The organism is Roseibium aggregatum (genome assembly GCF_014692675.1).
GTDB classification, from domain to species: Bacteria; Pseudomonadota; Alphaproteobacteria; order Rhizobiales; family Stappiaceae; genus Roseibium; species Roseibium aggregatum_C.
In genome coordinates, this window is record NZ_JABFCZ010000010.1 from 153,874 (window position 1) to 168,077 (window position 14,204).

The 14,204-nt window shown below is 63.3% G+C and carries 12 protein-coding genes; 10 read left to right on the forward strand and 2 right to left on the reverse strand.

What is annotated here, in order from left to right:
- Positions 1-54: 54 nt before the first annotated feature.
- On the reverse strand, positions 55-2,793 hold the full coding sequence (locus HK439_RS10730; RefSeq protein ID WP_235987773.1) for a molybdopterin-dependent oxidoreductase: 2,739 nt from the start codon (positions 2,791-2,793) through the stop codon (positions 55-57).
- 2 nt (positions 2,794-2,795) lie between these two features.
- Positions 2,796-3,638: an FAD binding domain-containing protein gene (locus tag HK439_RS10735; protein ID WP_190291404.1), complete on the reverse strand. Its 843-nt coding sequence runs from the start codon at positions 3,636-3,638 to the stop codon at positions 2,796-2,798.
- Positions 3,639-3,836: 198 nt separating this feature from the next.
- Between HK439_RS10735 and HK439_RS10740 the strand changes: the two genes are divergently transcribed.
- The 10 genes from HK439_RS10740 (at position 3,837) to HK439_RS10785 (ending at position 14,195) form a co-directional block, all read left to right on the forward strand.
- A complete protein-coding gene (locus HK439_RS10740; RefSeq protein ID WP_190291405.1) occupies positions 3,837-4,670 on the forward strand; it encodes a ferredoxin--NADP reductase in 834 nt (277 codons plus the stop codon).
- 187 nt (positions 4,671-4,857) lie between these two features.
- Positions 4,858-6,315 (forward strand): 6-hydroxynicotinate reductase, encoded by a 1,458-nt coding sequence (locus HK439_RS10745; RefSeq protein WP_235987799.1) that lies wholly within the window; start codon positions 4,858-4,860, stop codon positions 6,313-6,315.
- Positions 6,312-7,214, forward strand: a complete 903-nt coding sequence (locus HK439_RS10750; RefSeq protein ID WP_190291411.1) for a UPF0280 family protein — start codon at positions 6,312-6,314, stop codon at positions 7,212-7,214. Before HK439_RS10745 ends, HK439_RS10750 begins: the two co-directional genes overlap by 4 nt.
- Complete coding sequence (locus HK439_RS10755; RefSeq protein ID WP_190291412.1) at positions 7,207-7,791, forward strand: amino acid synthesis family protein; 585 nt, start codon at positions 7,207-7,209, stop codon at positions 7,789-7,791. The genes HK439_RS10750 and HK439_RS10755 overlap by 8 nt, the downstream gene beginning before the upstream one ends.
- Positions 7,788-8,372, forward strand: coding sequence for an amino acid synthesis family protein (locus HK439_RS10760; RefSeq protein WP_190291414.1), 585 nt, complete (start codon positions 7,788-7,790; stop codon positions 8,370-8,372). Before HK439_RS10755 ends, HK439_RS10760 begins: the two co-directional genes overlap by 4 nt.
- Positions 8,373-8,394: 22 nt before the next feature.
- A complete protein-coding gene (locus HK439_RS10765) occupies positions 8,395-9,462 on the forward strand; it encodes an aromatic ring-hydroxylating dioxygenase subunit alpha (protein ID WP_190291415.1) in 1,068 nt (355 codons plus the stop codon).
- Between the two features lie 102 nt (positions 9,463-9,564).
- Entirely contained in the window at positions 9,565-10,767 is a 1,203-nt protein-coding gene (locus HK439_RS10770; protein WP_190291419.1) for an ABC transporter substrate-binding protein, read from the forward strand.
- A gap of 101 nt (positions 10,768-10,868) precedes the next feature.
- Positions 10,869-12,731: an ABC transporter permease gene (locus HK439_RS10775; protein ID WP_190291421.1), complete on the forward strand. Its 1,863-nt coding sequence runs from the start codon at positions 10,869-10,871 to the stop codon at positions 12,729-12,731.
- Positions 12,728-13,501 (forward strand): ABC transporter ATP-binding protein, encoded by a 774-nt coding sequence (locus HK439_RS10780; protein WP_190291423.1) that lies wholly within the window; start codon positions 12,728-12,730, stop codon positions 13,499-13,501. The genes HK439_RS10775 and HK439_RS10780 overlap by 4 nt, the downstream gene beginning before the upstream one ends.
- Positions 13,494-14,195, forward strand: coding sequence for an ABC transporter ATP-binding protein (locus tag HK439_RS10785; RefSeq protein WP_190291425.1), 702 nt, complete (start codon positions 13,494-13,496; stop codon positions 14,193-14,195). Before HK439_RS10780 ends, HK439_RS10785 begins: the two co-directional genes overlap by 8 nt.
- Positions 14,196-14,204 lie beyond the last annotated feature (9 nt).

The following is a 14,204-nucleotide window of genomic DNA, read 5'->3' on the forward strand; positions in this document are numbered from 1 at the left end:
ACCCGATAGCAGAATGGCAGTGAAAGGCGGGCAGTTCGCTGCCCGTTATGTTTTTCAGGCGTCCCGACCGGCCCTGATCGCCGCCAGGACCTTGTCCGGGGTTGCCGGCAGATGGGAAACCCGGGCGCCGCAGGCATCCTTGATCGCGTTCAGGATCGCCGGCGCCGTCGGGATCAGGCAGTGTTCGCCCAGGCCCTTCGCGCCATAGGGACCGTGTTCGTCGCCGGTTTCCAGGATCAGGGTCTCGATCGGCGGCACGTCGCCGATGGTCGGGATCAGGTAGTCGTGCAGGTTTTCCGTGCGGCCCGGCAGGAATTCCTCCATCAGCGCCAGACCGATGCCTTGGGCGACGCCGCCCTGAACCTGGCCTTCCACCAGCAGCGGATTGATCGCCTTGCCGACGTCATGGGCCGCGGTGATTTTCAGGAGCTTCACCGTGCCGAGCGCCAGATCCACCTCAAGTTCCGCCATCTGGGCGGTGGTTCCGAATACCGCATAGGGAGAGCCCTGACCGTTCTCATCGAGCGGTAGTGTGGGCGGATCGTAGGATTCCACGGCCTCCAGCACGTAAGCCTCGCCGTCGGCTGCCAGCGACGAAAGCGCAATCCGGTGTTCGCCGGTGGCATCCGCGATACGGATCTCGCCCGCGCCGAATTCCAGTTCAGCGGCATCGGACACATTGGCGAGCCGCAGGATCCGGGCGCGCAGCGCCTCGCCGCAGAGCCGGGCGGCATTGCCGGTGATGAAGGTCTGGCGGCTGGCGGAGGTCTTGCCCGCATCCGGCGTCAGGTCGGTGTCGGGACCGATCAGTTCGATCGTGGTGACCGGCACGCCCAGCGCGGTGGCGAAGATCTGCGTGATCACCGTGTTGGAGCCCTGACCGATGTCAGTCGCGCCCTGATGCAGCACGACCCGGCCGTCTGCGGCAACGCCTGCGCGAATGGTGGACGGGTTGGACATGGAGGTGTTGCCGCAGCCGTACCAGCCGCCGGCAATCCCGACCCCGCGGCGGATACGCCCGCCTTTGGAATTGAACGCTTCAGCGTCCGCCACCGCCCGCTTCCAATGGTCTTCCAGGATGTCGAAACAGTCGGCGATGCCCATGCCGTTTTCAAAGACCTGGCCGGTCACGGTCGGATCGCCGTTGCGCAGGGCATTGCGGCGGCGGAACTCTAGCCGGTCGATATCGAGCGCATTGGCGAGATCGTCGTACAGCGGCTCCTGGGCGAGCGCCGATTGCGGCACGCCGAAGCCCCGGAAGGCGCCCGACGGCGCAGTATTGGTATGAATGCCTGCGCTGCGCGCCACATAGTTCGGCGTCTTGTAAGGGCCGGAGGCGTGGATCGGTACCCGGTTGGCAACCGTCGGACCCCAACTCGCGTAAGCACCTGTGTTGAAGGTGCCGTCGAATTCGGCGGCAACGATATTGCCGTCGGCATCGGCCCCGATCCGCATTGTGATTTCGGACGGGTGGCGCTTGGTCGAGGTGGAGATGGATTCCGTCCGGCTGTAGGTGATGCGCACCGGCCGGTCGAGCAGCCATGCCGCAAGCGCCACATATGGTTGGGTCGTCAGGTCGAGCTTTGAGCCGAACCCTCCGCCAACGGCCGTCGGGACGATGCGGATGGCGTCCTTCGGCAGCCCCAAGAGAACGGCCAGGCCTTCCTTGTTCATGACCGGGGCCTGGGTGCAGCAATGCACCTCGATGCGGTCGCCCACGCGCTGTGCAAAGGCCGCCTCCGGTTCGATATAGCCGTGCTCGATGAAACCGGTGGAGAACGATCCTTCTGCGATCACGGCGGCTTCAGTCATCGCAGCTTCAGCTTCACCGCGTTTGACGAAACCACGGCACATGACGTTTTGCGCGCGGCCCTGATGCAGGTCCGCTATCCCGGCAGCCTCCTTCGGCAGGAGCGCATGGGGTAGCGGTTCGAACGTGACCGGGAAATCCGCCAGTTCGAGCCCATTGACCAGATCCGCAGGACCGACAATGGCGGCGACCGCCTCGCCCTTGAACAGGGTTTCCCCTTCCGCGAACATGGGCTGATCCTCGAACCCCGGGATCACGCCGAAACAGTTCGTACCGGGTACATCCTTCGCCGTCAGGACGAGGTCGAGACCGGTCGCGGCCTTGTAGGCATCGAGATCGCCGAGTTCGAAGGTCGCGTGGTGATAGGGAGAACGCACCACGCGCAGGGTCAGCGCATCTTCCGGCGCGACGTCGTCGCCAAAGCGTTCGGTCCCCGAGACCTTGGGCAGGCCGTCGATGCGGGCCATCGGAACACCGACACCGCCGACAGGCGTTTCTGCGCGCGCGCCAACATCCATGACCGCGTCGATGATCTTGCGATAGCCGGTGCAGCGGCACAGAACACCACCAAGGGCATCCATCACCGCTTCTTCGCTTGGGGCGTCCTGCTGGCGGAGCAGACCGACGGCAGAGACCATCATGCCCGGCGTGCAAATTCCGCACTGGGCAGCCTGATGGCGCTGAAAAGAGTCCGCAAGGGCCTTACCGATCTCGTCGTCCTTAGCGAGTCCTGCCTGGGTTTCGACCGCTGCGCCTTCCACCTGACCGAGCGCGGTGGTGCAGGCGCAGACAGGATTGCCGTCGATCAGAACGGTACAGGCGCCACAGTCGCCCGCATCGCAGCCGACCTTGACGTCTTTCGCCCCGGCCCGCTCCCGCAGGGCATAGGACAGGCGTTCGGCCGGAGGACCGTCCACCCGGACCGCTTGGCCGTTCAGGCGAAAGGTTACGCCCTGCATATCGTCCATATCAGCGAGAGCCATGGTCAGTTCCCCTCCTCAGCCGCCATCAGGACCGCACGCGCTATCAGTTCGCGGGCAGCCGCCAAACGGTAGTCAGCCGATGCCCGCACATCGTCGATGGGCGTAAGCGGCGACAGGTCAGCCTTTTCAAGACAGGCCCTGATCGCGTCCGGTTCCGCCCTGGCCCCGTTCAAGGTCTGTTCCACAGCGGTCAGCCGCTGGGCGACCGCCGAACAGGAGCCGACAGAGACTGCTACATATGTGAATGTGCCATCATTGGCGCATTCCACGACGGCAGCCACCATGGCAATCGAAATGACGAGATAACGCCGGGCGCCGAGTTTCAGGAAAGCGGAATGGCACGCCGGCCAATCGGGCACCAGAACAGCGGTGACCATCTCGCCCGGTTGCAGGGCGGTCCGGCGGACACCCGTAATGAATTGATCAAGCGGCAGGACCCGGGTTCCGGCCGGCCCGGCGATCTCGACTTCGGCATCCAGCGCCAGAAGCGGCGGAACGCCGTCGGCCGCCGGCGATGCGTTGCATAGATTGCCCGCGATGGTGCCGGCGTTCTGGATCTGAATGGAGCCCACTTCCCTTGCCGCCTGTTGAAGCGCGAGGAATTGCGCGGGCAGGTTCGCGTCGCGGATCTCCGACCACGTGGTCGTCGCGCCGAAGCGCCAGACACCGCCGCTTTTTGAAATGCCGTTGAGCCCCTTGATCCGGCTGAGGTCGATCACGGGATCCGTCGCCGTCCGCCCTCCGAGAGCCGGAAAGAAATCGGTTCCTCCGGCCAGGATCCTGACAGGCTGCCCGGCCATCAGATGCAAGGCGGCCTCTAGTGTTTCGGGTCTGTGGAATTGCATCGGCGTCCTCAATGCATTTCGTTTGCATACTAACGAATTAGAACCACAACATTAAGCACTGTCAAGCGGCACCTCCGGGATTTTGAGCCTAAATTTTTCGCATGCATTTTTCGGTTGCTTTCTTCGCAATATTCATTTGTATACTAACGAATATACCGCCGATACGGCAGCACCGCCTAAGCCCAGGAGACAGTGCTCATGTCCGAAACGCTCGAAATCGATACGCCCATTCTGGCCGGGAAACCCTCCCCTTTCGCCGTTCCGACCGGCTGTTATGCCCTGACCGTTCAGGAGCTGCAGCACTACACCGACAGCCTGTTTCGATTCAGGGTAACACGGCCGATGCAGTTCCGCTTCCGCTCCGGCGAATTCGTCATGATCGGCCTGCCGAATGCGGAAAAGCCGGTGTTCCGCGCCTATTCGGTGGCAAGTCCCTCCTGGGACGAGGAACTGGAATTCTTTTCCATCAAGGTGCCCGACGGCCCGCTGACCGAACACCTGCAGAAAATCCAGCCGGGCGATACGGTCCTGATGCGCAAGAAGGCGACCGGGACCCTGGTGAACGACGCGCTTCTGCCCGGCAAACGGGTCTGGATGTTTTCCACCGGCACCGGCATTGCCCCCTTCGCCAGCCTGATCCGGGATCCGGAGACTTACGACAAATTCGATCAGGTCATCCTGACCCACGGCTGCCGCACCGTTCCTGAACTGAAATACGGTGAGGATCTGGTGGCAAGTCTCAGGGACGACCCGCTGGTCGGCGACCTCGTACGCGACAAGCTGATCCACTACACGACCGTGACCCGGGAGGACTTCGTCCGCAAGGGCCGGCTTACCGATCTGATCGTTTCGGGTAAACTCTTCGACGACCTCGGCCTTCCGCGCATGGGGCCGGAGGAGGACCGGGCCATGATCTGCGGGTCCATGGCCATGCTGAAAGACACGAAGGAGCTTTGCCTCAGCCACGGACTGGAGGAAGGTGCGAACAACAAGCCGGCGCAATTTGTCGTGGAACGCGCCTTCGTGGACTGACAAATTGATGCGATTTGCAGCAAGGCTGCTCAGCAAATCAGCGCAAGCCGAATGCAAACCGCATTGACACGATTTTTGAAAACATGTTTGCATACTAACGAAATGCAGGCAGGGCATTTGAGGAGTCACGACGTTGACTGCAGCCGAGGGCAAACCAGAAAAGATCCGCTGCGATGCTTGTCCGGTCATGTGCTACATCGCCGACGGCCGGTCCGGCGCCTGCGACCGCTATGCCAATGACAACGGCCAGCTTGTCCGCCTCGACCCGCTGACGATTCTTGAAAAGACCGAAGCCGCCGGCGGCGAGATCGTCCCCTTCCTGGACAAGGAATGGGACGGCGACATCCTGCCCCCGACCGACGGTTTCGTGACCGCCATCGGCGCCGGTACCACCTATCCCGACTACAAGCCCGCCCCGTTCATCGTCTCTTCCGAAGTCGATGGCGTGGACATGATCACCGTGGTGACGGAAGGGATCTTCAGCTACTGCGGCGTGAAACTGAAGATCGATACCGACCGGCATCTAGGGGTGGAATGTTCCCCCGTTCGGGCCGAGGGCGAGGTCATCGGTCACGTGACCACCTCCGAATACGGCAGCCAGATGCTCTCGCTCGGCGGCGTGCATCACCTGACCGGCGGTTCCAAGAAGGAAGGCCGTGTCACCTGCTCCGCCATGCTGGCGCTGTGCAACGGCGAGGAAGTCGACCTTACGATCGACAATGGCGTTGAGCTCAAGGTCCAGGCGGGTCAGCCGCCGGTCATCAACGGCGAACGGGAAGAGCGCATGCGGGTTGGCTGCGGGTCAGCCACCGTCGGCATGTTCGCCGCCCAGTGGAAGGGCCTCGTCGACGAGGTGGTGGTGGTCGACGACCACATCACCGGCGTCATGTCAGAGCACCAGGCCGGCAAGGTCATCGGCTGGGAGCCGACCGGCATCAAGATCAACGGCCGCCGCTCCACGCCCGGCCGCTATTTCCAGGTCGCCGAACCAGGCACCGGCTGGGGCGGAACCAACCTGCAGGATCCGCTTGGCATCATCGGCAAGTTCAATCCGAAGGACGCCAGGCCGGGATTGTCGATGCTGATGGTATCCACCACCGGCGAACATTCCGCCTATTACGAACTCGATGAAAACCTGGTCCCGGTTCAAAAGGACATGCCGGAGCGGCTCCAGCCTTCCGTCAAGCGGATCGAGGAAAACTGTGAGCCGGCCCTGACCTCGGTCCTGTTCATGGCAGGCGCCGGCGGCTCCCTGCGCTCCGGCGTGACCGAACACCCGGTCGGGCTGACCCGCTCGGTCCAGAATTCGCTGACCTATGTGAGCTGCGGCGGTGCGCCGGTCTATATCTGGCCGGGCGGCGGCATCACCTTCATGGCCGATGTCACCCGCATGCCGAAAAACGCCTTCGGCTATGTGCCCACCCCTGCCCTCGTCGCCCCGATCGAATTCACCATGCGGGCGGACGATTACCGGGCGCTCGGCGGGCATATGGACTACGTCATGCCGTTGGCCGAAGCCCTGTCCGGCAAGACCGGGCGGCAGAATGACCACATCCTGAAAGGCCGCCGCGGCGTGTCGTCTCCGGGTGACAATCCCTGGCCGACCGGCCCCGGCAACTATCCCTGGAAAAAGGGTGCCAGATGACAAAGCGGGCCTGGTCAGAAACGGTATCGGCAAAGCTGCTTCCGGACGGACGCCGGCTGCATCTGCAGCACGGCCCGATCGATCTGATTATCGAGGCCTGCGGCGAAGATCGCGAAAAGGCCAGAGCCTATGACCAGGCCCTCGCCGCCTTTGAAACCGTCCTGGCGGATCTGGTGAGCGAACTTCCGCGCCTGCGCTCAGTAACCGGACCGGTTCCGCAGGGCGAGATTGCCCGGGTCATGTGGGCCGCGACCGCCGCCTTCGCCCCGGAATTCATTACCCCGATGGCGGCTGTCGCCGGAAGTGTCGCCGACCACATCCTGAAGCGGATGATCGCGGGACGTGCCCTCACCCGGGCCTATGTCAACAACGGCGGCGACATTGCCCTTCATCTGGCGGAAGGCACGTTCCGGATCGGCATTTGCGACGATCCGGTCACCGGCCGCGCCGGTGGCTTCGTTCAGATCAGACCGGAAGACAGGATCGGCGGCATCGCCACAAGCGGATGGAGGGGACGGTCGCATTCTCTCGGCATCGCCGACGCGGTGACCGTGCTGGCGGAAACGGCTGCTCAAGCCGATGCGGCTGCGACCATGATCGCCAACAGGGTCGACCTGCCCGGTTCAGAGAAAATCGCACGGGAAGCGGCCTCCGAGCTCTCACCGGATACGGATCTCGGCGACCGGCCGGTGACCACCGACGTCGGCGACCTCTCGATGAGCGAAATCCATGCAGCCCTGGCAAGCGGCGAACAGGCGGCGCAGGCCTATCTGTCGCGCGGCCTGTTCAAGGCAGCCTATCTGTCCCTTGCCGGCGAACGGCGGATCGTAGCCGCTCCCGGCGCCGAGCATCTCAATCAGAACGCAATAACAAACATTAGGGAGGCCGCCTGTGCCTGAACCAGTCGTGCGCAAGACCGCGCTCATCGTCGAGGAAATCTTTCACGAAGGCGGCCCCGTGGCCGACAAGCCCCTGCGCCGCGCGGCCATGCTCTGTGTCATCAAGAACCCCTTTGCCGGGGCTTACGTGGAAGACATCGCGGGCTTCATGGACGACCTGAAGCCGCTCGGCGTCGATATGGCCCGCAAGCTGGTCGATGCGCTCGGCGGCGACGCAAGCGTCGTCGAGGGCTACGGCAAGGGCGCGATCATCGGCACCGCCGGCGAACTGGAACACGGCGCCCTGTGGCATGTGCCCGGCGGCTATTCCATGCGCGAAATCCTGCCCGCCTCCAACGCCATCGTTCCCTCCACCAAGAAGATCGGCGGACCGGGAACCCGGCTGGACGTGCCGGTCACCCACTGCAATGCGTCCTATGTCCGCTCCCACTTCGACGCCATGGAGGTCGGGCTCGCCGACGGGCCGAAGGCGGACGAGATGATGGTCGTCCTGGTGATGACCACCGGCCCCCGCATCCATGCCCGGGTCGGCGGGCTGAAAGCCTCTGAAATCAAGGGGGAAGACGGCCTGCGATGACCGCCCGGATCCGCAAACTCGTGACCGTCATGGAAGCCGTCGAGCGGGAGGCCGGCCAGGTCGTCTCGCCCCCGGCCGTGCGGGTTTGCTGTGCCGCCCTCATCGCCAATCCGTTCGTAGGGCGCTACGCGGAAGACCTTTCCGAACTGATCGAGATCGGTGCGGAAATGGGATCGCTCCTGGCCCGGCGCTGCCTCGACCTGAGCGGGCTCAAGCCGGACGCCATCCAGAGTTTCGGCAAGGCGGCCATGGTCGGCGAGGCCGGGGAGATCGAACACGCAGCCGCCGCTCTGCATCCATCCATGGGTGCACCGCTCAGAGAGGTTCTCGGCGGCGGCAAGGCGCTGGTGCCGTCATCGAAGAAGATGGGCGGTCCCGGCGACACGCTGGACGTGCCGCTCGGCCACAAGGACGCGGCTTATGTGCGTTCCCATTTCGACGGCATGTCGGTCCGTATTTCCGACGGTCCGCGCGCCAATGAAATTCTGATTGCGATTGCCCTTGCCCCCACGGGCCGCCCGCTGCCGCGGGTCGGCGGGCTGACGCATGATGAAGTCACCGGAATCGATGGATTGCGATAGATAAGCAGGAGGGAGAAGGGTCATGGAATTCGTTCGAAACGCCTGGTACGTCGCCGGTTGGTCCTCCGAGATCGACCAGGAACTGCGCCGCTTCACGATCCTCAACGAGCATATCGTGATGTACCGCAAGTCGGACGGGTCGGTGGCGGCCCTCGAGGACCGTTGCCCCCACCGCCTGCTGCCGCTGTCCCAGGGCAAGCGTATCGGCGACGACATCCAGTGCGGCTATCACGGCATGACCTTCGACTGCGACGGCAAATGCGTGCGCATTCCCGGCCAGAGCAATCTCCCCTCCTCCGCTTACGTGGATGCCTATCCGGTCCATGAACGCCATGACATCGTCTGGATCTGGATGGGAGAAAAGGAAAAGGCCGATCCGGGCGAGATCTTCGACATGCCGGAATTCGACGACCCGAAATGGGCCGCACACCAGGGCGATGCGCTGCATCTGAAGTCGAACTACCTCAATGTCGCTGAAAACCTGGTCGACCCGGCCCATGTGAGCTTCGTCCATCCGACCACGCTCGGAAACGCGGCGTCGGAGAATGTTCCGGTTCACGTGTCGACCGAGGGCAAGGCCATCGTCGCCTGGCGCTGGATCCGGGATGCGGAACCGATCGGCTTTTTCAAGAAATTCGGCGGCTTCACCGAGAACGTCGACCGCTGGCACTATTATTACCTCTACACGCCGTGCACGGCGGTGATCGATTTCGGCAGCGCGCTGACCAGGGACAATCTCGCGGAAGAGGACCGCAACAAGGGCAACCGCATCTTCGCCCTGCATTTCATGACTCCGGTCACCGAGAGCTACACCATCGACCGCTGGATGCACATCCGCAACACGGCGATCGACGACGAAACCGCGTCCGAAAGCATGGACGCCATGTTCCGGATGGCCTTCCAGGAAGACAAGGCGATCCTTGAATCCATCCAGCTTGAGGAAGATCGTCCCGCAAAACGCCGCCCCATCCGCATCGCCATCGACAAGGGCCCGATGGTTTACCGCAAGCGCATCAGCGAACTGATCGAGCAGGAAAGAACCCAGGACGTTGCGTCGAATCCGACCCCGGCCTACGTCTATCATGACTGAGCCGGACAAGAGACCGGGCAAACCGGCACCGGATCGAACCGAACAACAGATAAAGAACGGCCGAAAAGGCTGTCGTAATCACCGACCAGAATGAGGGAAAACATGAAGCATCTGAAGACACTGGTGGCAGCGGCCACCGCTCTCCTGACCGTTGCGGGTTCGGCGCATGCCGCAGACCCCATCAAGATCGGCGAGATCAACCACTACAAGCGTCTTGCGGCCTTTGCCGAGCCCTACAAGAAGGGCATCGAACTGGCGCTTGGTGAAATCAACGGCGCCGGCGGCGTGCTGGGCCGTCCGCTGGAATTCATCTTCCGCGACGACAACGGCAAGCCGGGCGACGCGGTGAAAATCGCCGAGGAACTCATGACCCGCGACGGCGCCGTCATGCTGACCGGCACGATCCTCTCCAACGTCGGCCTCGCGATCTCCTCGCTCGCCGGTGAGAAGGGCTATATCTATCTCGCCGCAGAACCGCTGGCCGATGCCATCGTCTGGGAGTCCGGCAACGCCTACACCTTCCGCCTGCGCACCTCCACCTACGTGCAAGCCGCCATGCTGGCCGAGGAAGCTGCCAAGACGGATGCGATCCGCTACGCCACCATCGCGCCGAACTACGCCTACGGCACGGCCGCCGTCGCAGCCTTCAAGGAAAACCTGAAGAAGCTGAAGCCGGAAGTCGAATTCGTCACCGAACAGTGGCCGGCCCTGTTCAAGATCGATGCGGGCGCGGAAGTCCAGGCCATCGAGGCCGCCAAGCCCGACGCGATCTACAACGTGACCTTCGGCACCGACCTGCAGAAATTCGTCCGTGAAGGCAACACCCGCGGTCTCTTCGACGGCCGCAAGGTCTACGGCCTGCTCACCGGCGAGCCGGAATATCTCGACCCGCTCGGCGACGAGGCACCGGAAGGCTGGTTCGTCACCGGTTATCCCTGGTACGGCTTCACCGAAGGTCCGTCCAAGGCTTTCGTCGATGCCTATATCGCCGCCTATCCGGATGAAACGCCGAAGATCGGCTCTCTCGTCGGCTACATGACCGTCCAGAGCATCGCCGCCGCGCTTGAAAAGGCCGGCTCCACCGACACCAAGGCCCTGCTCGCCGCGTTCAAGGACCTGAAGGTCGACACGCCGATGGGTGAGATCACCTATCGCGGCCTCGACCACCAGTCCACCATGGGCGCCTATGTCGGCACCACCGCCGTCAAGGACGGCAAGGGCGTGATGGTCGACTGGGAATACAAGAACCCGGTCCCCTACATGCCGAGCGACGAGGAAATCAAGAAGATGCGCCCGGCCGAGTAAGCCGAAGCGTATCCTCTCTTCGTTCAACGTCCGCCGCGCGCAATCCACCCGCGCGCGGCGGACACGGGCCTCCCTTTTTGGTTTCGGATAGATAGATCGTCATGGGTCTTTTTGTGGCACAGCTCCTGACGGGGCTTGCAAACGCGGCAGCACTGTTTCTCGTTGCCTCCGGGCTGTCGCTGATTTTCGGCGTCACGCGGATCGTGAACTTCGCCCACGGATCGCTCTATATGCTCGGTGCGTATTTCGGCGTGACGCTGATGCACATGCTCCCGGGCGTCTTCGGCTTCTGGGGCTCGATCCTGCTGTCGGGCCTGATTGTTGGCCTGATCGGCATCGTTATCGAAATATGCGTCTTGAGGCCGGTCTACCGCGCACCGGAACTGTTCCAGCTCGTGGCTACCTTCGGCGTTATTCTCGTGATCCAGGATCTCACCCTGATGATCTGGGGCGCGGAAGACCAGCTCGGTCCGCGCGCGCCCGGCCTGAAATCCGTGGTGCGCATCCTGGGCGAGCCGGTGCCGCAATATGATCTGGCTCTCATTGCGATCACACCGGTCATTCTGCTCGGATTGTGGTGGCTGATCGCCAAAACGCGCGTCGGCATTCTCGTGCGTGCTGCGACCCAGGACCGGGAAATGGTCGGCGCGCTCGGCGTCAACCAGTCCTGGCTCTTTACCGGCGTCTTCTTCCTCGGCTCGATGCTTGCCGGTCTCGGCGGCGCGATCCAGCTGCCCAAGGGCGGCGCGGATCTGCTGATGGATCTGAACATCATCGCCGCCGTCTTCGTCGTCGTGGTCATCGGCGGCATGGGATCCATCCCCGGCGCCTTCGTGGCCGCGGTCCTGATTTCCGTGCTCAATGTGTTCGGCGTGTCCTACCTGCCCCAGAGCACTCTGGTGCTGATGTATGTGGTCATGGCCGTCGTCCTTCTGGTCCGCCCCTACGGCCTGTTCGGCCGGGAGGAAAAGGCGGGCGAACACGGACAGGTGGGCGAGCCGGAGCGGCCGATCCGCCCGGCAGGCATGCGCGGCCGGATGCTTGTCGCCGCCCTGCTTGCGGCGCTGGCGCTGGTTCCGCTATTCGGCGGCAACTTCACCCAGGTGCTGATCACAGACATTCTCATCTTCTGTCTGTTCGCCGCCTCCCTGCAATTCATGCTGAGCACCGGCGGCCTGGTCAGTTTCGGACATGCGGCCTATTTCGGCGGCGGCGCCTATGCCGCGGCCCTGCTGGTCACCTACGCCGGCAGCCCGATGGAACTCGCCTTCCTGTTCGCCCCGCTCGCCGCCGGTCTGCTCGCCATCATCTTCGGCTGGTTCTGCATTCGTCTGAGCGGCGTCTATTTCGCCATGCTGACGCTTGCCTTCAGCCAGCTCGTCTGGTCGCTGGTGTTCCAGTGGTACGACGTCACCGGCGGCGACGACGGCCTGGTCAACATCTGGCCGGCCGAATGGCTGTCCGGCACCACGGCCTTTTACTATTTCACCCTGATCGTCGGCGTCGGCGGCATCATCCTGCTGCGCCACCTGACCCACGCGCCTCTCGGCTACACGCTGCGCGCGACCCGCGACAGCGCCCGCCAGGCGGAAGCGACCGGCATCAACGTCAAGCGTGTCCAGTGGGTGGCTTTCGCAACCGCAGGCGCCATGGCCGGTCTTGCGGGCGGCTTGTTCGTCTTCTCCAAGGGCTCGATCTTTCCCAACGAACTGGAGATCGGCAAGAGCTTCGATGCGCTGATCGTGGTGTTCCTGGGCGGCGTCAAGACCCTGTCCGGCGGCGTGGTCGGAGCGGCCTTCATGGAAAGCGCGAAGGACTGGCTGACCCGCCTGGAATACTGGCGCCTTGTGCTCGGCCTCGTGATCATCGGCGTCGTCATCATCGCGCCCGACGGCATCGTGGGCACCCTGCGCAAGGTCAGCGAACGTGTCGGCCTGCGCCGGTCCGAGGAGTTCATGAAATGACGGCTGTTCTCAAGGTCGAAAACCTCGTCAAGACCTTCGGCGGCGTCAAGGCGGTCGCCGGTGTCAGCTTCGAAGTGGCTCCCGGTGAACTGAAGGCCCTGATCGGACCCAACGGTGCGGGCAAGTCGACGTGCTTCAACATGCTGATGGGGCAGTTGAAGCCCACGTCCGGCAAGGTCTATCTCAACGGCGAGAACATCACCGGACGCCCGCCCCGGGACATCTGGCGGCGCGGCGTCGGCCGTACCTTCCAGATCACCGGCACCTATCAGAGCATGACTGTGGCGGAAAACGTGCAAATGGCGCTGATGTCCCATCACCGCAAGCTGTTCGCGGTCCGGCCCTATGCCTACAAGCTCTACCGGGACGAGGCGCTCGCCCTGCTCGACGTGGTCGGCATGGCCGATCAGGCGGACCGGGCCTGCGCCATTCTGGCCTATGGCGACCTGAAGCGGCTGGAGCTTGCCATTGCGCTTGCCAACGAGCCGACCCTTCTGCTCATGGACGAGCCCACCGCGGGCATGGCGCCCAGGGAGCGGATCAACCTGATGCAGCTGACCGCCGATATCGTCCGCGACCGCGGGGTGAGCGTGCTGTTCACCGAACACGACATGGACGTCGTCTTTGCCCATGCCCACCACATCATGGTGCTTAACCGGGGCGAACTGATCGCCGACGGTACGGCAAGCGAGGTGCGCAACAACCCGCAAGTCCAGGAAGTCTATCTCGGCGGCGGAACCCTCTACGAACAGGAGACGGCCGATGCTTGAGATCTCCGGCCTGAACAGCTTCTACGGCAAGGCCCATATCCTGAACGATCTCGGCTTCACCGTTTCCCGCGGCGAGGTGGTCGCCCTGCTCGGCCGCAACGGCGCGGGCAAGACCACCACGATGAAATCGATCATGCAGCTCGTGCGCCCGAAGTCCGGCAAGGTGACGTTCGACGGCAAGGACATCACCGCAATGCCGTCGCACAAGGTCGCGCGCTTCGGTCTCGGCTATGTTCCCGAGGAACGGCGGATCTTCACCGACCTGACCATCCTGGAAAACCTGGAAGTGGGCCGCCAGGCAAAACGGACGGATGCCCCCTCCTGGACGGTCGATGCTCTTTTCGAGCTGTTCCCGAACCTCTCGGAACGGCGCCACAACCGGGGCAAGGCCCTGTCCGGCGGCGAGCAGCAGATGCTCACTATCGCCCGCACCCTGATGGGCAATCCGAAGCTGTTGTTGCTGGACGAACCGTCGGAAGGCATCGCGCCGGTGATCGTGGAGCAGATGGCCAAGACCATCCTCCGCTTCAAGCAGGAAGGCCTGACCGTCATCATTTCGGAACAGAACCTGCATTTTGCCCGGATCGTCGCCGACCGGGCGATCATCATCGAGAGCGGCGAAAAGAAGTTCGACGGTACATTTGCCGATCTTGAAAAACAGCCGGAGATCCGCGATGCATACCTGTCCGTGTAGCAGCCGCGG

Excerpts from the sequence above, each read along its gene's own strand:
- HK439_RS10730 (WP_235987773.1), bottom strand. The coding sequence starts at position 2,793 with ATGGCTCTCGCTGATATGGACGATATGCAGGGCGTAACCTTTCGCCTG.
- HK439_RS10735 (WP_190291404.1), bottom strand. The coding sequence starts at position 3,638 with ATGCAATTCCACAGACCCGAAACACTAGAGGCCGCCTTGCATCTGATG.
- HK439_RS10740 (WP_190291405.1), top strand. The coding sequence starts at position 3,837 with ATGTCCGAAACGCTCGAAATCGATACGCCCATTCTGGCCGGGAAACCC.
- HK439_RS10745 (WP_235987799.1), top strand. The coding sequence starts at position 4,858 with ATGTGCTACATCGCCGACGGCCGGTCCGGCGCCTGCGACCGCTATGCC.
- HK439_RS10750 (WP_190291411.1), top strand. The coding sequence starts at position 6,312 with ATGACAAAGCGGGCCTGGTCAGAAACGGTATCGGCAAAGCTGCTTCCG.
- HK439_RS10760 (WP_190291414.1), top strand. The coding sequence starts at position 7,788 with ATGACCGCCCGGATCCGCAAACTCGTGACCGTCATGGAAGCCGTCGAG.
- HK439_RS10765 (WP_190291415.1), top strand. The coding sequence starts at position 8,395 with ATGGAATTCGTTCGAAACGCCTGGTACGTCGCCGGTTGGTCCTCCGAG.
- HK439_RS10770 (WP_190291419.1), top strand. The coding sequence starts at position 9,565 with ATGAAGCATCTGAAGACACTGGTGGCAGCGGCCACCGCTCTCCTGACC.
- HK439_RS10775 (WP_190291421.1), top strand. The coding sequence starts at position 10,869 with ATGGGTCTTTTTGTGGCACAGCTCCTGACGGGGCTTGCAAACGCGGCA.
- HK439_RS10780 (WP_190291423.1), top strand. The coding sequence starts at position 12,728 with ATGACGGCTGTTCTCAAGGTCGAAAACCTCGTCAAGACCTTCGGCGGC.
- HK439_RS10785 (WP_190291425.1), top strand. The coding sequence starts at position 13,494 with ATGCTTGAGATCTCCGGCCTGAACAGCTTCTACGGCAAGGCCCATATC.